Origin of the sequence: Streptomyces flavofungini, from assembly GCF_041028215.1 — a bacterium.
Lineage (GTDB): Bacteria > Actinomycetota > Actinomycetes > Streptomycetales > Streptomycetaceae > Streptomyces > Streptomyces flavofungini_B.
Genome location: NZ_JASKYR010000976.1, coordinates 1 through 3,348 on the forward strand (window position 1 = coordinate 1; position 3,348 = coordinate 3,348).

Genomic DNA, 3,348 nt, shown 5'->3' on the forward strand with positions numbered 1-3,348 from the left:
GCAGGGAGCTGTGGAGCGTCTGGGAGCGCCACGAGAGCGGCGAGCCCGACCCGCACGCCGCCGGGTGCCCGCACTGCGCCGAGGCGCTGGACTCCCTGCGGCGCCTGGAGGACGTCGTCTCCACCGCGCGGGATGCGGACCCCGCGGAGACGGAGCCGGACACCTCCGCGCTCGTGGGCCGCGTCATGGACGTGGTCCGCCTGGAACTGCGGCCGGGACGCACCCTGCCGCTCGGCGAGGACGACGAGGACGCCTGGATCGTGGAGGCCGCCGCCGCCCGGGTCCTGCGCGCGGCGGCCGAGACCCTGCCGGGGGTGCGGGCGGGCAGTTGCCGCATCGAGCCCGTGCCCGGCGTCGACGCCCCGCCCGGCCGGGCCCCCGACACGGCTGCCGCGCGGCGGCTGCGGCGCGGCCCCGTCATCGTCCGCCTCGCGGTGGACGTGACCCTCACCTGGGGCCTTCAGGAGGCCGCGGACAAGGTGCGCCGCCGGGTCCTGGAGGCCGCCGACACCGAACTCGGCATGCGGGTGGTCTCCGTCGACGTGACGATCGCCGATATCACCGATGTCACCGACGAGGGCGAGGAGCGGCCATGACCGAGCGACCGGCGTCCGGTGAGCTGACCGAGGCCGTGGGCAGGGCGGTGCTCGCCACCCCCGGGGTGGCGTTCCTGCGGCCGGGGCTCGCCCAGCTCATCCGGGCCTCCAGGGCGCTGGCCCGGGTGCGCCCCGGCGGCGGCGCGTCCGGCGGCCCCGCGTACGCGTCGGGCGTACGGCTGACGCGGGACGGGGGCACCTGGCATGCCGAGGTGCACGTGGTGCTGCGCCGGGGCCACCGGGCCGTGGACGTGACCCGCGAGGTGCGCGCCGCGGTCACCGGCGCCCTGCGGGGGGCCTCCGGAGCGGCGCACGAGCCACGGGTGACGGTGACCGTGACGGGGCTCGTCTGAGGGCCCCGCACGCGGTCGGTCCATCGGGCGGTCGGTCAGTCGGACGGTCAGGGCGGTCGGGCGGTCAGGGCGGTCGGGCGGTCAGGCGGGAAAGTCCATCAGCGCCACCGGATCGGAGGTGGGCTTCGGTGAGCCGCCCTCCGGCTCCACCGTGATCCCCATTCCGCTCGCCCGGCCGACCGAACCGTCCATCAGCATCGCCTCGGTGTCCTTGCCCGGGTCGAGGAGACCGGCGGGGCGCATGGACCCGGCGTCGTTGAACCAGAGCTGGTAGACCTTGCCCCGCGGCGGCTTCGGCAGGTCCGTCGCCACGAACGCGGCGCGGTCGCGCTCGGCGGAGACGACGACGGTGCCGCTGGCCCCGTCGGCGAGCCTGCCCGTACGGGCCTTCGCGTCCGGCGCGGCGAGGACCGCCGCGAGCTCCTGCACCTGCTCCCTCGACCGCTCCGCCGCCGCCCGCGCGTCCTCGGCGCGCTGGTGCTGCCAGACGGCGCCGCCGCCGAACACCGCCGCGGCGGCGATGCAGGCGGCGAGCGCCCACCGGGTGGCGCGGCGGGTGCGCTGCGGCGCTGCTCCGGGCTCCGTCCGCGTGGTGGGGCGCGGCACCTCCTGGCGGACGGTGGCGATGCGCGCGAGCACGTCGTCCTTCATGGCGCGCCGGGGGGCGGCGGCCTTGGCGAGGCCGAGCCTGGCCGCGGTCTCGCCGAGTTCGCGGACCTCCTGGGCGCAGGACTCGCAGCCGGCCAGATGGCGCTCGACCGCCGCGCGCTCGTCGTCGTCCAGGGCGTGGGTGACGTAGGCGCCCGTCAGGGTGTGCGGGTCGTCGGAGATGGTCATGCGCTCACCCCCAGGCAGTCGCGGAGGCGGATGAGCCCGTCCCGCAGTCGGGTCTTGACCGTGCCGAGCGGCAGCGCGAGCAGCTCGGCCACCTGCCGGTAGGTCAGTCCCCGGTAGTAGGCGAGGGTCACCGACTGCCGCTGCACCTCGGTCAGGGTGCGCAGACAGCGCCGCACCTGCTCGCGTTCCAGGCGCGTCTCCACCTGCTCGCTGACCTCGTCGAACTCGGGGGAGTGGTCCAGGAGCGCGGCCTTGTGGTCGCGGGCGGCCGAGGCCTCCACCGACCTGACCCGGTCCACCGCGCGCCGGTGGGCGAGCGTGAGGACCCAGTTCATGGCCGTGCCCAGGTCGGGGCGGTAGCGCGGCGCCGTGCGCCACACCTCCACCAGGACCTCCTGGGCGACCTCCTCCGACTGGGCGTGGTCGCGCAGCACGCCGCGGACGACGCCGAGGACGGGTCCCGCCACGGCGTCATAGACACCGGAGAAGGCCTCCTGGTCGCCGCGGGCGACCTGGGCGACCAGCTCTTGTAGATCCGGCCCCGGGGGTGTCCGGGTGCCGATGTGCACGACTTCTTTCACGCGGTGCTCCTCCAGGACACGGATCGCGGTACCTCTGTGATCCGTAGCCGTCCCTGCCGCGGATTGGTCCGGCCGCCGGACGTTTCCGGGCCGGGCCGCGCGGGGCGCGCGGCCCCGTCCAGTGTCAGTCTCCGGCGGCGGGCCCGCCACGCTCCGCGCCGACCTCCGGCAGGGTCTTCCCGTCCGCCAGGCGGGCGCGCACCGTGGCGGTGGCGTCGGCCGGGGCGCGGGCGGCCAGGGTGCGCTCCCGCCTGTCCGCGTCGACCTCACCCGTCACGGTGATCCCGGTGACGTCGCGGCTGCCCGCGGCCAGGAGATAGCGGTGGCCCGACCCCGCCGTCCAGCGGGTGCTCGCCACGACGTGCTGGCCGAACCTGCTGCACGCGGCGGTGGACCGGGCCTCCCCGACCACCCGCGCCGCGGCCGTCGGCTCCTGGGCGGAGGTGCGGAACTGGACCGTGACGTCGCCGGACCCCCGCCAGGTGGTGTCGCGGGCGCAGGACCACACCGCCCTGCCGCCGCCCTCGGGCAGCTTCTGCTCGGCGAAGTCCCACTGGTTGACGGCGCGGACGCCGTGCCCGCGCAGTCCGGGCAGGCGGCAGGCACCGTGCGCCCAGGCCTGGAGGGCGTGGGCGCTCGTCGCCTCGCGGGGCTGGCGCGCGGGCGCCCCGGTGCCGGGCAGCGGGGTGTAGCTGAGGTGGGCGGGGCTGAGGTCGCCCAGGTCGGCGACGAGGAAGGCGTGCTTCTCCACGATCTTCGCGGAGGAGCGCAGCTGCATGACCGGCAGGCTGTCGCACGAGCCGCCCCGGGGAGCCGCGTCGACGGGGGCGGTGAGGCCCTCGCCGGAGACGCCGAGCGGGCGGCCGGGTGCGTTGGGGCGCAGCAGGTCGCGGGTCCGTGCCTCGTCGATCCAGGGGGCGGTGAGATAGCGGACCTTGCCGTTCCGGCGGCTGACGGCGAGGGCCGCCGCCGTGGTGACGT

Annotated in this window: 4 protein-coding genes and 1 pseudogene; 2 read left to right on the forward strand and 3 right to left on the reverse strand. The window is 76.6% G+C overall.

The features are described 5' to 3' along the window. Both AB8Z36_RS37315 and AB8Z36_RS37320 read left to right on the forward strand, forming a co-directional pair. Window positions 1–596, forward strand: a 596-nt coding sequence (locus AB8Z36_RS37315; RefSeq protein ID WP_369217820.1) for an Asp23/Gls24 family envelope stress response protein, incomplete at its 5' end; no start/stop codon positions are given. Further along, a complete protein-coding gene (locus AB8Z36_RS37320) occupies window positions 593–949 on the forward strand; it encodes a hypothetical protein (RefSeq protein WP_369217821.1) in 357 nt (118 codons plus the stop codon). The genes AB8Z36_RS37315 and AB8Z36_RS37320, both read left to right, overlap by 4 nt. Before the next feature lie 81 nt (window positions 950–1,030). On the opposite strand, the gene AB8Z36_RS37325 is transcribed toward AB8Z36_RS37320, so the two are convergent. From AB8Z36_RS37325 to AB8Z36_RS37335, 3 genes and pseudogenes are all read right to left on the reverse strand, one after another. Next, the gene (locus AB8Z36_RS37325; RefSeq protein WP_369217822.1) at window positions 1,031–1,786 is read right to left on the reverse strand and encodes an anti-sigma factor; all 756 of its coding nucleotides are present in this window, start codon (window positions 1,784–1,786) and stop codon (window positions 1,031–1,033) included. Continuing rightward, window positions 1,783–2,367, reverse strand: a complete 585-nt coding sequence (locus tag AB8Z36_RS37330) for a sigma-70 family RNA polymerase sigma factor (protein WP_369217823.1) — start codon at window positions 2,365–2,367, stop codon at window positions 1,783–1,785. Before AB8Z36_RS37330 ends, AB8Z36_RS37325 begins: the two co-directional genes overlap by 4 nt. Window positions 2,368–2,491: 124 nt before the next feature. Further along, window positions 2,492–3,348, reverse strand: a pseudogene (locus AB8Z36_RS37335) (hypothetical protein); the annotation flags it as partial.